A 16,212-nucleotide genomic window follows, 5' to 3' on the forward strand; every position below is an offset into this window, starting at 1 on the left:
TACAAATGCAGGCTGCTAATAACAATTATTGCGCTGATAGTGGGTACTAACTGACCAAATAATTATTTCGGTGAATATTTGTCACGTCATTCATTCCTGAACTAAGGCATTTCATTCCGTTCTGATGGCATTTCATGCCGTTTTTTCCCCTGCATAAAATGCACTTCGTTATGTTTGTCGGCAGAGAATTTTCCTTTTTACTACCGCAGGAATACTGCCATGACACCTTCAAACTATCAGCGTACGCGCTGGCTTACCCTTATCGGCACCATTATCACCCAGTTTGCGCTGGGGTCAGTTTATACCTGGAGCCTGTTTAATGGCGCGCTCTCTGCCAAACTGGATGCGCCGGTCAGTCAGGTTGCTTTCTCCTTCGGCCTGTTGAGTCTGGGACTGGCAATTTCTTCTTCTGTTGCTGGCAAGTTACAGGAACGTTTTGGTGTTAAGCGCGTCACAATGGCTTCCGGTATTCTGCTAGGGTTGGGGTTCTTCCTTACCGCACACTCCAACAGCCTAATGATGCTGTGGTTGAGTGCTGGTGTGCTGGTCGGTCTGGCAGATGGTGCGGGTTACCTGCTGACCCTTTCTAACTGCGTGAAGTGGTTCCCGGAGCGTAAAGGTCTGATCTCCGCATTCGCCATTGGTTCTTACGGCTTGGGGAGCCTGGGTTTCAAATTTATCGACACACAATTGCTGGAAACTGTCGGTCTGGAAAAAACCTTTGTAATTTGGGGTGCGATTGCGCTGGTGATGATTGTCTTTGGCGCGACTTTAATGAAAGATGCGCCGAAACAGGAAGTGAAAACCAGTAATGGCGTGGTGGAGAAGGACTACACCCTGGCAGAGTCTATGCGTAAACCGCAATACTGGATGCTGGCGGTGATGTTCCTTACTGCCTGCATGAGCGGTCTGTATGTGATTGGTGTGGCGAAAGATATTGCTCAGAGCCTGGCGCATCTTGATGCAATTTCCGCAGCCAACGCAGTAACGGTTATTTCTATTGCTAACCTTTCTGGTCGTCTGGTGCTGGGCATTCTGTCTGACAAAATCGCCCGTATCCGCGTCATCACTATTGGACAGGTTATTTCGCTGGTAGGTATGGCGGCACTGCTATTTGCACCATTGAATGCAGTAACATTCTTCGCGGCGATTGCCTGTGTGGCGTTTAACTTCGGTGGCACAATTACCGTCTTCCCGTCACTGGTTAGTGAGTTCTTCGGCCTCAATAACCTGGCGAAAAACTACGGCGTGATTTATCTCGGCTTCGGTATCGGTAGTATCTGCGGTTCGATTATCGCCTCGCTGTTTGGCGGCTTCTATGTGACTTTCTACGTCATTTTTGCCCTGCTGATTCTGTCTCTGGCGCTTTCAACGACCATTCGCCAGCCTGAGATCAGAGTGTTTCGCGAAGTACATGGTTAAGTTTAGCGACAGGTTTTAGACTTATCCTGAGCTTAAAAGGGCCATAAAGCAGGCCCTTTTAAGCGTTCAATTACCGCAAAAGTCTCCTTTCATACTTGTATTTTTGTAAATTTGTGCTTCAAGTACACTCTTTCCCCACACTTTTTCCCTTTGCTGTGGTCTACTTATCAGCGTGTGCAGATTTTCCTTATCTGACGACCTTCGCACTTTTCCCTTGCCTGGCTTGAAAGGCCATTATGCAGGGTGTTATCACCTGTTTTTCCAGGGTTTGTTTGCATGAGATATATCAAAACGATAACGCAGCAAAAGCTAAGCTTTTTGCTCGCTGTCTATATCGGTCTGTTTATGAATTGCGCAGTCTATTTCCGTCGGTTTGACGGTTACGCGCATAACTTCACTTTTCTTAATGGCGTCTCGGCGGTTATCGAACTGGCAGGGACGGTTCTGGCAACCTTCTTCTTTTTACGCTTAATTTCACTCTTTGGCAGAACGGCCTGGAAAGTGCTGGCTTCATTGCTGGTGCTGATTTCTGCCGGAGCCAGCTACTACATGACATTTATGAACGTCATGATTGGCTACGGGATTGTTGCTTCGGTGATGACCACCGACATTGACCTGTCGAAAGAAGTGGTTGGCTGGACACTTATCGCATGGGTTGTACTGGTGAGTATTATCCCGTTGCTATTTATCTGGATGAACCGCTCACAAGATACCTTCTGGCGTCAGCTTTGTACTCCGAAAACTCGCTGGCGTAGTGCGCTTACCGTGCTGTTGGCTGGCTTGTTGGTATGGGGGCCAATCCGTCTGATGGATGTAGTGCAAAAGCGTGCAGACCGTATGGCTGGAGTGGATATGCCGAGCTACGGTGGCGTGCTGGCGAACTCTTATTTGCCCTCGAACTGGCTTTCTGCGTTGGGGCTGTATGCCTGGGCGCAAGTGGATGAATCGTCAGACAATCGGTCGTTGATGAATCCGGCAAAAAAATTCACCTACACCCCGACGCAAAATCTCGACGATACCTATGTGGTTTTCATTATTGGTGAAACCACTCGTTGGGATCATATGGGAATGCTGGGCTATGAGCGCGATACCACGCCGAAGCTGGCGAAAGAGAAAAACCTGGTGATGTACCGCGGTTATTCCTGTGATACCGCGACTAAATTATCACTACGTTGTATGTTTGTGCGTGAAGGTGGAACGGAAGATAACCCTCAACGCACGCTCAAAGAGCAGAACGTATTTGCGGTTCTCAAACAGTTGGGCTTTAGCTCTGATTTGTACGCCATGCAGAGTGAGATGTGGTTCTACAGCAACACCATGGCTGACAACATTGCCTATCGCGAGCAAATTGCAGCAGAGCCGCGTAACCGTGGGAAAGCGGTAGATGATATGTTGTTGGTCAATGAACTCGAGCGTTCTCTGGAGAAAAAACCAGAAGGTAAGCATCTGATTGTCCTGCATACCAAAGGGTCACATTACAACTATACTCAACGTTATCCTCGTGAGTTTGCCCAGTGGAAGCCAGAGTGCTATGCAATTGATCGCAAATGCCCACGAGCGCCGATGATTAACTCATACGATAACTCCATCACTTACGTTGATCATTTTATCGACACAGTGATCGACAAATTCCGCGATAAGAAGGCCATTATTTTCTATGCAGCGGACCACGGTGAGTCAATTAACGAGCGTGAGCACTTGCATGGTACCCCACGTGAATATGCGCCACCGGAGCAGTTCCGCGTACCGATGATGGTCTGGATGTCGGATAAATATCTGGAGAATCCGGCCAACGCGCAGGCATTCGCGCAATTGAAGAAAGAAGCGGATATCAAAGTGCCACGCCGTCATGTGGAACTGTACGACACCATTTTAGGATGCCTCGGTTATACTTCACCGGACGGTGGTATCAATGAAAACAACAACTGGTGTCGAATCCCTGAGGCGAAGAAGGCAGAAGCTAACTAAATACATTGCTGAGTTTCTCGCCGATCAAAAGGCATTTTGCTATTAAGGGATTGACGAAGGCGTATCTGAGCAGTAAGATGCGCCCCGCATTCGGTGATTGGCGCAGCCTGGTAGCGCACTTCGTTCGGGACGAAGGGGTCGGAGGTTCGAATCCTCTATCACCGACCAAATTCGAAAAGCCTGCTCAACGAGCAGGCTTTTTTGCATCTGCAGCCCATGAGGAAGAGAACCTCCGGGGGCAGGGAGGTTCGACTCGAGCGAAGCGAGAGAACGTTGCGTCAGCAACGACCCGCAGGGCGAGCCACGAAGTGGCGAGTAATCCTCTGGCACCGACCAAATTCGAACGTAGGCCTGATAAGACGCGGTAGCGTCGCATCAGGCAACGGCACCGCACTTATTATCGGATGCGGCGTGAACGCCTTATCCGACCTAAACACCACATATTTCACTGCCAAATTTGCGCGCCATATCTCACTATCCATTAACGGATTTGTGACAGAATCCATTGTCTTTTTCTATATTTGCTTAAATCTTTTTTTGCGTTACTTATGGCTGGCGCTGGCATTTTCCCCTGTGCGTTTTAGCGTTCATGGTATTAATCGCTCAGATATCCACCTTTTCATCAGATTTTTTTCACTAAATGCATAAAACTTAATCACCAAATGTTGCTAAATATTAAGCTGATTGTTCTGGTGATGTTGGCGTAGCACAAATTTCTCTGCTGCAAATAGCTGTTTGAAGTTTTTTTAATCTTTGTTTGTGGATTCTCACCGTTGGTGTAAATCCCGGTTGGCTGTATTGACGTTTTCACATTCTGTTGACAGATTGTAGGTCACGAGGGGCATTTTATGGAGGATCCGCACTGTTACACTGATGTTAATTAGTACGGCATCCCCACCTCATAACGTTGACCCGACCGGGTAAAAAACAAAAAAGGTCAGGCAGCGACAACCCACTGCAAAGGGTTAAAACAACAAACATCACAATTGGAGCAGAATAATGCGTATTTCCTTGAAAAAGTCAGGGATGCTGAAGCTTGGTCTCAGCCTGGTGGCTATGACCGTCGCAGCAAGTGTTCAGGCTAAAACTCTGGTTTATTGTTCAGAAGGATCTCCGGAAGGGTTTAACCCGCAGCTGTTTACCTCCGGCACCACCTATGATGCCTCTTCCGTACCGCTTTATAACCGCCTGGTTGAATTTAAAATCGGCACCACTGAAGTGATTCCGGGCCTCGCTGAAAAGTGGGAAGTCAGCGATGACGGTAAAACCTATACCTTCCACCTGCGTAAAGGTGTGAAGTGGCACGACAATAAAGAATTCAAACCGACGCGCGAACTGAACGCCGATGACGTAGTGTTCTCGTTCGATCGCCAGAAAAACGCGCAAAACCCGTACCATAAAGTTTCTGGCGGCAGCTACGAATACTTCGAAGGCATGGGCTTGCCGGAGCTGATCAGTGAAGTGAAAAAAGTGGACGATAACACCGTTCAGTTCGTGCTGACTCGCCCGGAAGCGCCGTTCCTTGCTGACCTGGCAATGGACTTCGCCTCTATTCTGTCAAAAGAATATGCTGACGCGATGATGAAAGCCGGTACGCCGGAAAAACTGGACCTCAACCCGATCGGCACCGGCCCGTTCCAGTTGCAGCAGTACCAGAAAGATTCTCGTATTCGCTACAAAGCGTTTGATGGCTACTGGGGCACCAAACCGCAGATCGATACGCTGGTCTTCTCTATTACTCCTGATGCTTCCGTGCGTTACGCGAAATTACAGAAGAATGAATGCCAGGTGATGCCGTACCCGAACCCGGCAGACATCGCTCGCATGAAGCAGGATAAATCCATCAACCTGATGGAAATGCCGGGGCTGAACGTCGGCTATCTCTCGTATAACGTGCAGAAAAAACCGCTGGATGACGTGAAAGTTCGCCAGGCACTGACCTACGCAGTGAACAAAGATGCGATCATCAAAGCGGTTTATCAGGGCGCGGGCGTGGCAGCAAAAAACCTGATCCCGCCAACCATGTGGGGCTATAACGATGACGTTCAGGACTACACCTACGATCCTGAAAAAGCGAAAGCATTGCTGAAAGAAGCGGGTCTGGAAAAAGGTTTCTCTATCGACCTGTGGGCAATGCCAGTACAGCGTCCGTATAACCCGAACGCTCGCCGCATGGCGGAGATGATTCAGGCTGACTGGGCGAAAGTGGGCGTGCAGGCCAAAATCGTCACCTACGAATGGGGTGAGTACCTCAAGCGTGCGAAAGATGGTGAGCATCAGACGGTAATGATGGGCTGGACTGGCGACAACGGGGATCCGGATAACTTCTTCGCCACCCTGTTCAGCTGCGCTGCCTCTGAACAAGGCTCCAACTACTCAAAATGGTGCTACAAACCGTTTGAAGATCTGATTCAACCGGCGCGTGCTACCGACGACCACAACAAGCGCGTTGAACTGTACAAACAAGCACAGGTGGTGATGCACGATCAGGCTCCGGCACTGATCATCGCTCACTCCACCGTGTTTGAACCGGTACGCAAAGAAGTTAAAGGCTATGTTGTTGATCCACTAGGTAAACATCACTTCGAAAACGTCTCTATCGAATAATTAAAAGCCATACCCGGTGGTGCTGTGCCTCTGCGTGCAGCGCCATCCGGCAGCAATACTTCATTCCCTATCCGGGAGTTGATTTGTGAGCAATACAGACACGCAGTTCCAGGCTGCGGGTCACTACAGAGAATCCGGGTTATGTTGCAGTTTATTCTCCGACGTTTGGGACTCGTCATCCCCACGTTTATCGGTATTACCCTTCTCACATTTGCCTTTGTCCACATGATCCCGGGCGATCCGGTGATGATCATGGCGGGCGAACGTGGGATCTCCCCAGAGCGTCATGCGCAATTGCTGGCTGAACTCGGCTTAGATAAACCGATGTGGCAGCAGTATCTCCATTACATTTGGGGCGTTATGCATGGCGATCTAGGCATTTCAATGAAAAGCCGCATCCCGGTTTGGGAAGAGTTCGTGCCGCGCTTCCAGGCTACGCTGGAACTTGGCGTCTGCGCGATGATTTTTGCGACCGCGGTCGGCATTCCTGTCGGTGTGCTGGCGGCGGTTAAACGCGGTTCTGTTTTCGATCACACGGCGGTTGGCCTGGCGCTGACAGGTTATTCAATGCCTATCTTCTGGTGGGGCATGATGCTGATCATGCTGGTTTCGGTGCACTGGAACCTGACGCCCGTCTCCGGTCGCGTGAGCGACATGGTGTTCCTCGATGATTCCAATCCGTTAACCGGTTTTATGCTGATCGACACCGCCATCTGGGGTGAAGACCGTAACTTTATCGATGCCGTTGCCCATATGATCCTGCCCGCCATTGTGCTGGGTACGATACCACTGGCGGTCATTGTGCGTATGACGCGCTCCTCGATGCTGGAAGTGCTGGGCGAGGATTACATCCGCACCGCGCGCGCCAAAGGGCTGACCCGCCTTAGGGTGATTATCGTCCACGCACTGCGTAACGCGATGCTGCCAGTAGTGACCGTTATTGGTCTCCAGGTGGGAACATTGCTGGCAGGGGCGATTCTGACCGAAACCATCTTCTCGTGGCCGGGTCTGGGGCGCTGGTTGATTGACGCGCTGCAACGCCGCGATTATCCGGTGGTTCAGGGCGGCGTATTGCTGGTGGCGACGATGATTATCCTCGTCAACCTGCTGGTCGATCTGCTGTACGGCGTGGTGAACCCGCGTATTCGTCATAAGAAGTAAGGGGACATCATGTCACAGGTTACTGAAAATAAAGTGATTAGCGCACCGGTGCCGATGACCCCGTTACAGGAGTTCTGGCACTATTTTAAACGCAACAAAGGCGCGGTCGTCGGGCTGGTTTACGTCGTCATCGTGCTGTTTATCGCGATCTTTGCCAACTGGATTGCACCTTATAACCCGGCGGAACAGTTCCGCGATGCGCTGCTTGCCCCACCAGCCTGGCAGGAAGGCGGCAGCATGGCGCACTTGCTCGGCACCGATGACGTAGGGCGTGATGTGCTGTCACGCCTGATGTACGGCGCACGCTTGTCGCTGCTGGTTGGCTGTCTGGTGGTGGTGTTGTCGCTGATTATGGGCGTCATTCTCGGCCTGATCGCCGGTTACTTTGGCGGCCTGGTCGATAACATCATCATGCGCGTGGTCGATATCATGCTGGCGCTGCCAAGTCTGCTGCTTGCGCTGGTGCTGGTGGCAATTTTCGGCCCGTCGATTGGTAACGCCGCGTTGGCACTGACCTTTGTTGCGCTGCCGCACTATGTGCGCTTAACCCGCGCTGCCGTGCTGGTGGAGGTGAATCGCGATTACGTCACCGCGTCTCGCGTGGCTGGTGCCGGGGCGATGCGCCAGATGTTTATTAACATCTTCCCGAACTGCCTTGCGCCGCTGATTGTTCAGGCGTCGCTCGGTTTCTCTAACGCCATTCTCGATATGGCTGCTCTTGGTTTCCTCGGCATGGGGGCGCAGCCGCCAACGCCGGAGTGGGGCACCATGCTCTCCGACGTGTTGCAGTTCGCGCAAAGCGCCTGGTGGGTCGTGACCTTCCCTGGTCTGGCGATCCTGCTGACGGTGCTGGCATTTAACCTGATGGGTGACGGTCTGCGTGACGCGCTCGATCCCAAACTGAAGCAGTAAGAGGTTCGAGATGGCGTTATTAAATGTAGATAAATTATCGGTGCATTTCGGCGACGAAAGCGCACCGTTCCGCGCCGTAGACCGCATCAGCTACAGCGTAAAACAGGGCGAAGTGGTCGGGATTGTGGGTGAGTCTGGCTCCGGTAAGTCGGTCAGTTCACTGGCGATTATGGGGCTGATTGATTATCCGGGCCGTGTGATGGCGGAAAAGCTGGAGTTTAACGGTCAGGATTTGCAGCGTATCTCGGAAAAAGAGCGCCGCAACCTGGTGGGCGCCGAAGTGGCGATGATCTTCCAGGACCCGATGACCAGCCTTAACCCGTGCTACACCGTTGGTTTCCAGATCATGGAAGCGATTAAGGTGCATCAGGGCGGCAACAAAAGTACCCGCCGTCAGCGAGCGATTGACCTGTTGAATCAGGTCGGTATTCCCGATCCAGCATCGCGTCTGGATGTTTACCCGCATCAGCTTTCCGGCGGCATGAGCCAGCGTGTAATGATCGCCATGGCGATTGCCTGTCGGCCAAAACTGCTGATTGCCGATGAACCGACCACCGCGCTGGACGTGACCATTCAGGCGCAAATCATCGAACTACTGCTGGAGCTACAGCAGAAAGAGAACATGGCGCTGGTGTTGATCACTCATGACCTGGCGCTGGTGGCGGAAGCTGCGCATAAAATCATTGTGATGTATGCAGGCCAGGTGGTGGAAACGGGCGATGCGCACGCCATCTTCCATGCGCCGCGTCACCCGTATACACAGGCATTGCTGCGTGCGCTGCCGGAATTTGCTCAGGACAAAGAACGTCTGGCATCGTTGCCAGGTGTCGTTCCCGGCAAGTACGACCGCCCGAACGGCTGCCTGCTTAATCCGCGCTGCCCCTACGCCACTGACAAATGCCGTGCTGAAGAACCGGCGCTGAATATGCTCGCTGACGGGCGTCAGTCCAAATGCCATTACCCACTTGATGATGCCGGGAGGCCCACACTATGAGTACGCAAGAGGCCACCTCGCAACAACCATTGTTGCAGGCTATCGACCTGAAAAAACATTATCCGGTGAAGAAAGGCATGTTCGCGCCGGAACGTCTGGTAAAAGCGCTGGACGGCGTTTCGTTTAACCTTGAACGCGGCAAAACGCTGGCGGTAGTAGGGGAATCTGGCTGCGGTAAATCGACCCTCGGTCGGTTGCTGACGATGATTGAAACGCCTACTGGCGGTGAGCTGTATTACCAGGGGCAGGATCTGCTTAAGCACGATCCGCAGGCGCAGAAACTGCGTCGGCAGAAAATCCAGATCGTCTTCCAGAACCCCTATGGTTCGCTGAATCCGCGCAAAAAAGTTGGGCAAATTCTCGAAGAGCCGCTGCTTATTAACACCAGCTTAAGCAAAGAACAGCGTCGGGAAAAAGCCCTGTCGATGATGGCGAAAGTCGGCCTGAAAACCGAGCATTACGACCGCTATCCGCACATGTTTTCCGGTGGCCAGCGTCAGCGTATCGCCATCGCCCGTGGATTGATGCTCGATCCGGACGTGGTGATTGCCGACGAACCGGTTTCTGCGCTGGACGTCTCAGTGCGTGCGCAGGTGCTGAATCTGATGATGGATTTACAGCAGGAACTGGGGCTTTCTTATGTCTTCATCTCCCACGACCTGTCGGTGGTGGAGCACATTGCTGATGAAGTGATGGTGATGTACCTGGGCCGCTGCGTGGAGAAGGGGACGAAGGACCAAATATTCAATAACCCGCGTCATCCGTACACTCAGGCGCTACTTTCCGCGACGCCGCGCCTGAACCCGGACGATCGACGCGAGCGCATCAAGCTCACCGGTGAACTGCCAAGCCCGCTGAATCCACCGCCGGGTTGCGCCTTCAACGCCCGCTGTCGTCGGCGCTTCGGCCCCTGCACCCAGTTGCAGCCGCAGCTAAAAGACTACGGCGGTCAACTCGTAGCCTGCTTTGCTGTTGATCAGGATGAAAATCCGCAGCGTTAACTCACAAAACCGGGGCCATGCGCTCCGGTTTACTCAATCAGCTTCAACAGTGGCGACAAGCATAGCAAAATGCCGTAAAGCAGAATCAGCCAGGCTTTAAATCCGCGAAGTTTTTCCAGTTGTGCGACTTTATAGATCAGGAAAAACGGAATGAGGCACGACACAATGCCATACAACGGGCTTCCCAACTGAAAGAACACCAGCACCGATACGCGAAATGAAACCCAAATCGTCAATGTAATGACGATAAAAGCGCAAATAGCCAGAGTCAGCATGCGTGAGTTAATTTTCTGGGTATCAATAATTCGGCTTAGTAGATTGAGAATAATGCCTTTAATGGCCTCGTGGAAACCGAGGTAAATGCCAAAGAATGCGGTCAGTACGGCAAAGATATTCAGCACCGTAGAGGTGATATGAATGATATGCCCGGGGATCACCTGCGCGGCCAGTGCCAGTGCCGAGATATTTTGTTCAAAGGCAGAAACCGCCTCTTCATGGCTTATCGAAAAGGTAAAAGAAAAGGCAAAAAACAGGATCACCGCGATGAGCGTGATATAGCTAATGCGGTGGGTACGCAGCGCGAGTCGAGTTGCCAGTACTTTATCTGTTTCCCGTTTACGATAGGCAATATTCATCGGGTTAAGCACCTGAATAAATACCGCAGAGAAGAAACAAAATGGAATGGTGAGCAGGACGTCGCGGAAAAATACGGAGGCTTGTGGGAAGGCGGTTATATTGGCGAAATTCCAGTGCGGGATCATCGCAAAACCGAACACGACAATAATGCCGACTTTGACCACCACCATTGGCCCGGAGATCTTAAACAGTAATCGTTCACCACCAGACGCAATCGCCACAAGTACGGCGAAAATGGCGACTTTATAAAGTAGAGATTGTGAAAGATCGGCATCGGTTAAACCGAAGGTTTTCAGGTACGAGGCGCTGTCGAAAACCACGGAGAGAGAGTAGATAAAAATCCCGTGGATAATCATCAAAAAGTAGATAACCCCGAGGAAAATTCCCCAGTTTTTGCCCAGGTAATGACTGATAATATCTGTATAGTCATTACAGGAATCACTTTCAGAAAGGGTTTTTAAATAAATGTCCTGCACTACCCAGGTGGCAGGATAAGCAATGATCGCTGCGGTAATAAATACCCAAATTCCCTTCAAACCAATTTGTACTGGCATAAGCACGGTTCCGGCACCAATCGCCATGCCTATGCATAATAAAACCCAGCCGAAGTCGTAGCGTGTAAACGGCAATTTCTGATCGTGTTTCGGTAGTGTGTTGTGCTGCATAAAGTCCTGTCCAGAAAGAAGTCAGCCTCGCAAAAATGAATAAACCCAGTTTCTCGTGCGCAACAGGTGGAGAAGTCGAATACGCAGTATGTAAAAAATGAGGCAACAGATTCACTGGGGAGGTCGCGAGGAGGCGCAATTCTACAAAATTGCGCATTTCACTACCAGTCTGGAGTCAGCCCGGATATGAACTGCAACTAATGCAAATAAAGAAATTAAGCTGGAAGGCATCACGCAATGAGGAAGATTGCCGGGTGCTGGCAGTAAAAAGCAATCGTAGAATCAGCGGCAAGCCGGAAGGGTTCCGGTGAGGCGCAATGTTGCGGGGGCTTAATCCCTGGTGGCATTGGTTGCTGGAGAGAGAAAACCCCCGCACGTTGCAGGTATGCACCTGACAACATCACGGGGGCTAATCTTGAACCCAAACAACTCAAGAATAGCCGCGAAACGTTGTCATTACAATACAGGCGGCTATATGACGCTCGCAGAGTTGAGCATGGCTTTCTGGCATGATTTAGCGGCTCCGGTCATTGCTGGCATTCTTGCCAGTATGATTGTGAACTGGCTGAACAAGCGGAAGTAACGTGTCATGCGGGCGCCAGGCTGCCGTAATGGCTAGTTGCGCCCGGACCAGGCCGCAGGGGTGAAACTCTGCGGCCTTTTTCGTAAGAAAAATGCAACAGTTGCAAGCGGATAATATTCTGCGGAATGCGCTACACAACATGAAAGATTGATGGATTTCAGTGCAGAAAGGCTGCAGTAGAATCAGTGTCAAGCCGGAAAGGTTTCGGTGAGGCGCAATGTTGCGGGGGCTTAATCCCTGGTGGCATTGGTTGCTGGAGAGAGAAAACCCCCGCACGTTGCAGGTATGCACCTGACAACATCACGGGGGCCATTCTTGAACCTGAACAACTCAAGAATAGCCGCGAAACGTTGTCATTACAACAGAGGCGGCTATATGACGCTCGCAGAACTGGGCATGGCCTTCTGGCATGATTTAGCGGCTCCGGTCATTGCTGGCATTCTTGCCAGTCTGATCGTGAGCTGGCTGAATAAGCGGAAGTAACGTGTCATGCGGGCGTCAGGCTGCCGTAATGGCAATTTGCGCCCGGACCAGGCCGCAGAGGTGAAACTCTGCGGCCTTTTTCGTTATTACTGCGGATAAGGCACCCAGTCGCCACCGTTCAGGCGAACATACGGTTTATTTTGATATTGAATGACCACTGCATTCGAGTTTTCGGAAACAGGCGCAGTCTGAGGTAACCCACTGGTGAGTTTTTTCCAGTCAACATTATCTTCGGTGAAAATCTTGCCATCGAGAACGCGAACCACCAGATCGGAGATAGCCAGGAAGCTACTCGGTTGGTCGATGACAATTGGCGCGCCCTGATGTGGTGCCTTCATGCCGAAGAATTTCACGCCAACCGGGACATCAGTGATTGCCGGACTCGGAATGTCACGCAAACCAGAAACTTGCATTCTGTCACCTTTCAACGCGCCACCGTGTTCCGGCACTACGACCACCATCACTTTACGGCCAGATTTCTCCAGCTCGGTAAAGAACGCATCCAGTTCATCAAAGAATTTCTGCGCCCGCGCTTTGTAGTCTGCTGTTTTGCTGACTCCCGGATAATGGTTGCCATCATGCAGTGGAAGCGTGTTGTAGAACGTAGCGCTACGGGTGTTTTTATCTTTTTCGGTAACGTCCAGCCAGCGATTAAGCACGGCGGTATCGTCATAAACCGGTGAGCCATCAAAGCCCAGCAAAATGACGGGAAGATTTGTTTGATCCATTAACTCCGTTTGCATACCGCCGTTTTCGCGCACTTCTTTCAGGAAGCCGCCAAACTGGCCGTTATGCCCCATCATCAGGTGCTGGGTAAAGCCCAGTTTTGACAAGTTATCGAACAGATAGCAGTCATTATTTGCTGGTTGATACAGATTGGTGTGCGATGGCTGACCGCAACTGGCGCGCAGCAAACGAATCGCCGCCGGACCGCTGTATGAGGTTGCAGAGTTGAAATTCTTGAACTCAATATCAAAATGCGACCACAACGGATGTGACATTAACCCGGCAGCTTCAATATCCGACCATGAAAGCGAACAGATATTAATCACAAGAAGCTCAAATGGCTGCGCATCCGCTGGCAGTGCGGATGGGAAGGTCGATTTACGTTTCGCCTCGGCGTTATAGAAATTATTCAGCCAGGCATTGAGGTTTGCGGTTGTCGGCGGTACCGTTTGCGCTGGCATATCTCCAACTACTGGCGTGCCCCCGGTTGCCGCGACAGTTGCCGCTGCGTTACCGCCCGTCGTTGTTACAGTGGTGGTCGGTTGACCGGCTGGCCACAGGGAGAAACTTGGACCAGCCAACGTAAGTACATTCAGCCACACCAGAATGGCGACCACAAAAACGGTAATGCGGATCCATTGCGACAGGAATAACCAGGCCACTAACAAAACAAAGACAGCACCAATCATCTGCCAGTTAATAAAGCGCGTGACCAGGTCGATTAAATAATCGGTACTAAAACCTGCCACCTGTGACCCCTGGCTCATAATACTTTCCGGGCCCGGTAGCCAGGTATCATGCCAGAAGAGGGCAAAGCCGATCGGCAGGGCGATCCAGTGGCGCAAGCGATGCAGGCTGTAACGCGGAATCGGCATTAGCAAAAATGCGGCAAATACCAGATTGAGTAGCGGATGGAAGTTAAGGTAGCCCGCCCACAACAGGCCGAACTTAACCAGAAAATAAAAGTTCCAGCCAGAAAGGCCGCGCCAGTATTGCCAGAGGGAAGAAGGCATAGCGGTATTTTGGGTAAATTGAGTCATTTTTTGGTAGCCCTGGCTTTTTCTGCACGGCGTAACGTACCGGCCGGTTTTACATAACGAGGTTTCGCAAATAACAAACGCAGGATGTCACGAATGCGCCGTAGGGAATGGCGCGCCAGATAGCCCAGCGGGAAAAAAACAAGCGCACAAACGACAATGATTTCAATGATATCGCTGATGGTCATCATGATGAATGCTCCACAGGATCACTCAACAGTCGCAGCGGTTCCGGTATTCGTCGCCAGTTACGCCCATCATGCTCGGCATTGATTACCGGCCTGGAGGCCTGAGTTAAAGGCAGTGGCACCCCCCATTGTTCCGGGGCCAGCAGACGCATTTGCACCAGTTCGGCGCTGATTTGGTCATCTTCAAACCAGACCATACGATTAGAGAAAATATCGCCGGTAGGCAACGGGAAAATGTGATTCAACGCAGTATCCAGATCGTTGATCCGGCAGAATGAGAGGAACAGGACCAGTCGATTTCCACCAACGGTCATAATGTCGCCAGTGCGATTTGGACGGCATAGTGTCAGGGCTTGCTCAACACGAATGCCAGGAACCGGACGCAGTGCTACCAGCACCCCTTTACCATGTGCAGGCAGCAACGTGTTGTTCATCATATTATTTACTGCGTTACAGAACACATCCCACTTTTGAAAACCGCGCAGTTTCAGCGGTTGGGTCATGGATAGCAAGGTCGAGATATCTTCCGGAACATAGCGGCTGAACTTCTGCCCTTGCACGCTTTCAATCATCGTCAGACAACGAGAGAGCGGAGCATTCCACGGAATCACCATATTCGCGCCGCAGGCCAACAATAAACGTTCATCCGTGGCGCGCAGGCTGGCGATATTTTCCCGCACGAGGATTTTGATCGCACTGCCGCGCTGGCGACGCAGGGTATGAATGCTGCGGGCCAGTGGCTCAATTTGCGCATTTTGCTGTAAAGAAAACACCACCGTTGCTGCCTGAGCGGTACGGGCTTCATTGAACAGGGCTTCGTTGTTGTCGAACAGTTGCCAGTGTTCTGATAACGGGGGGGCGCCTTCCAGCACAGCAATATTGCTAAGAATGCGCTTTTCATCGCTGCGTGGTTGGATCTCCGCTTCTTCGCGCTGAACTAACGTCCAGATCCCCTCTTGCTGCTGAACGATGAGTTGCTGACGGGCGCTAACCCCTTTTTCGTTGCACCAGAAGGCGATATCCAGCAGATGTTGATCGCCCTGGAAACGCAAACTGGCGAGGCCAAAAAGAGAACGGTACTCTTCCAGCAACAATGAAAATTGTTTATCGTTATTATTTCCTGGATTAATTACCAGCAGTGAGCAATGGTATAATTTGCTCCAACTATTCATTTTATCCAGCCATGAACGAAGCCGAACAGTTGGAATGTTTTGCCATGCGTTATTGGCGCAAACAAGAATGAAAAGATAATTTTCGGGATCAATAGAACATTGTAAATCACGGGGCAAATAGTATAGCCCCTTTTCATGATTTAGCATTGAAAATAATTTTATTTTTTCCGGTCCGTGAGAATCATCTAATTTGAAGGTTTTCTCGGGATCGCTATCCATGCTAATGACCGCGACTTTCGCGGTTTCAGCTTGAGAAGCCATCGTTTGATTCACAAGGCTGATAGCATCTTCTTGACGATCGACGTTAAACCACCAGACGCCGCCTGCTGGCATATGCCGCAACTCATCCCATAAGGATGAGATACCGATAGAGAATACAGGGTCCACAACGTCCCTCAAGTCACCATTTTGTCTGATTATCAGTTTACTAGCGAAAGCTAAGAAATAAACCTACCATTGAAATTAAAACTTATCAGATTTAGCATGTGAATCAATTTAGCAGGCTGGAAGCCTTATGATATCAGTCTTTTCGTTTTTTACTTTCTTTAGTTGCGTACATGAAAGTTAAAAAATGAACGGATTACGTATTGCCGTCTGGCATTATACGGGCAAAATGCGGTCGATTAGAATTGACTGATGCGTGGCGAGTATATTTTA

General features: G+C 50.9%; 13 protein-coding genes, 1 tRNA gene and 1 other RNA gene. 11 read left to right on the forward strand and 4 right to left on the reverse strand.

Going from position 1 to position 16,212, the window contains the following annotated elements:
• Nucleotides 1-219 precede the first annotated feature (219 nt).
• From D9742_RS13755 to dppF, 9 genes are all read left to right on the forward strand, one after another.
• Nucleotides 220-1,422, forward strand: a complete 1,203-nt coding sequence (locus D9742_RS13755) for an MFS transporter (protein ID WP_130237268.1) — start codon at nucleotides 220-222, stop codon at nucleotides 1,420-1,422.
• A 276-nt stretch (nucleotides 1,423-1,698) separates the two neighbouring features.
• Nucleotides 1,699-3,390 carry a kdo(2)-lipid A phosphoethanolamine 7''-transferase gene (gene eptB / locus D9742_RS13760; RefSeq protein WP_130237269.1) on the forward strand — a complete coding sequence of 564 codons (1,692 nt, stop codon included), beginning with the start codon at nucleotides 1,699-1,701 and terminating at the stop codon, nucleotides 3,388-3,390.
• A 91-nt stretch (nucleotides 3,391-3,481) separates the two neighbouring features.
• Nucleotides 3,482-3,558: transfer RNA gene (locus tag D9742_RS13765), tRNA-Pro, on the forward strand.
• 32 nt (nucleotides 3,559-3,590) lie between these two features.
• A non-coding RNA gene (locus tag D9742_RS13770) (RtT sRNA) lies at nucleotides 3,591-3,726 on the forward strand.
• Between the two features lie 663 nt (nucleotides 3,727-4,389).
• Nucleotides 4,390-5,997: a dipeptide ABC transporter substrate-binding protein DppA gene (dppA, locus tag D9742_RS13775; RefSeq protein WP_016262652.1), complete on the forward strand. Its 1,608-nt coding sequence runs from the start codon at nucleotides 4,390-4,392 to the stop codon at nucleotides 5,995-5,997.
• 141 nt (nucleotides 5,998-6,138) lie between these two features.
• A complete protein-coding gene (gene dppB / locus D9742_RS13785; RefSeq protein WP_130237271.1) occupies nucleotides 6,139-7,158 on the forward strand; it encodes a dipeptide ABC transporter permease DppB in 1,020 nt (339 codons plus the stop codon).
• A gap of 9 nt (nucleotides 7,159-7,167) precedes the next feature.
• Nucleotides 7,168-8,070 (forward strand): dipeptide ABC transporter permease DppC, encoded by a 903-nt coding sequence (dppC, locus tag D9742_RS13790; protein WP_000084677.1) that lies wholly within the window; start codon nucleotides 7,168-7,170, stop codon nucleotides 8,068-8,070.
• 10 nt (nucleotides 8,071-8,080) lie between these two features.
• Entirely contained in the window at nucleotides 8,081-9,064 is a 984-nt protein-coding gene (gene dppD / locus D9742_RS13795; RefSeq protein WP_001196484.1) for a dipeptide ABC transporter ATP-binding protein, read from the forward strand.
• Entirely contained in the window at nucleotides 9,061-10,065 is a 1,005-nt protein-coding gene (gene dppF, locus D9742_RS13800; protein ID WP_000107036.1) for a dipeptide ABC transporter ATP-binding subunit DppF, read from the forward strand. Before dppD ends, dppF begins: the two co-directional genes overlap by 4 nt.
• Nucleotides 10,066-10,094: 29 nt before the next feature.
• Here dppF and D9742_RS13805 read toward each other — a convergent pair whose 3' ends face one another.
• Complete coding sequence (locus D9742_RS13805; protein ID WP_130237272.1) at nucleotides 10,095-11,366, reverse strand: aromatic amino acid transport family protein; 1,272 nt, start codon at nucleotides 11,364-11,366, stop codon at nucleotides 10,095-10,097.
• 475 nt (nucleotides 11,367-11,841) lie between these two features.
• On the opposite strand from D9742_RS13805, the gene D9742_RS13810 reads away from it, so the two are divergent.
• Complete coding sequence (locus D9742_RS13810) at nucleotides 11,842-11,949, forward strand: type I toxin-antitoxin system toxin Ldr family protein (protein ID WP_077789174.1); 108 nt, start codon at nucleotides 11,842-11,844, stop codon at nucleotides 11,947-11,949.
• A gap of 375 nt (nucleotides 11,950-12,324) precedes the next feature.
• Nucleotides 12,325-12,432 (forward strand): type I toxin-antitoxin system toxin Ldr family protein, encoded by a 108-nt coding sequence (locus D9742_RS13820; protein WP_002431793.1) that lies wholly within the window; start codon nucleotides 12,325-12,327, stop codon nucleotides 12,430-12,432.
• 86 nt (nucleotides 12,433-12,518) lie between these two features.
• Here the strand turns inward: D9742_RS13820 and bcsG are convergent, their stop codons facing one another.
• The 3 genes from bcsG to bcsE are packed head-to-tail and all read right to left on the reverse strand — an operon-like array spanning nucleotide 12,519 to nucleotide 15,954.
• Nucleotides 12,519-14,198, reverse strand: a complete 1,680-nt coding sequence (gene bcsG, locus D9742_RS13825; protein WP_130237273.1) for a cellulose biosynthesis protein BcsG — start codon at nucleotides 14,196-14,198, stop codon at nucleotides 12,519-12,521.
• A complete protein-coding gene (gene bcsF, locus D9742_RS13830; protein ID WP_130237274.1) occupies nucleotides 14,195-14,386 on the reverse strand; it encodes a cellulose biosynthesis protein BcsF in 192 nt (63 codons plus the stop codon). Before bcsF ends, bcsG begins: the two co-directional genes overlap by 4 nt.
• Nucleotides 14,383-15,954 (reverse strand): cellulose biosynthesis c-di-GMP-binding protein BcsE, encoded by a 1,572-nt coding sequence (bcsE, locus tag D9742_RS13835; protein ID WP_130237275.1) that lies wholly within the window; start codon nucleotides 15,952-15,954, stop codon nucleotides 14,383-14,385. The genes bcsF and bcsE overlap by 4 nt, the downstream gene beginning before the upstream one ends.
• Nucleotides 15,955-16,212: the final 258 nt, after the last annotated feature.

Origin of the sequence: Escherichia sp. E1V33 (assembly GCF_004211955.1) — a bacterium.
Lineage (GTDB): Bacteria > Pseudomonadota > Gammaproteobacteria > Enterobacterales > Enterobacteriaceae > Escherichia.